This is a genomic window from Cobetia sp. SIMBA_158 (assembly GCF_046566945.1).
Classification (GTDB): domain Bacteria; phylum Pseudomonadota; class Gammaproteobacteria; order Pseudomonadales; family Halomonadaceae; genus Cobetia; species Cobetia amphilecti.
Window position 1 is genome coordinate 1 of sequence record NZ_JAWJYL010001206.1, and the last position, 231, is coordinate 231.

The window sequence follows — 231 nt, forward strand, 5'->3', positions numbered from 1 at the left end:
CCTCCGTCGAGGAACTCGACCGAAACCGCGTACAGGTCAATACCGACGTCAAGGAAGGAGCGATCGCCAAGATTCATCCGATCCACCTCGTCGGCAACGATGCCTTCGATGACGAGCCCCTGCGCGAACAGCTGGAGCTGGAAGACAAGCCGAGCGGGTTCTTCGGCTGGTTCTCCGATGATGAATACTCGCGCGAGAAGGTGACCGGTGATAGCGAGACGCTCAAGTCCT

The 231-nt window shown here is 58.9% G+C and carries 1 protein-coding gene; it reads left to right on the forward strand.

What is annotated here, in order from left to right; translation table 11 throughout:
- Positions 1-231: POTRA domain-containing protein (locus tag R2R70_RS23560; RefSeq protein WP_410979428.1), on the forward strand; the 231-nt coding region annotated here is incomplete at both ends.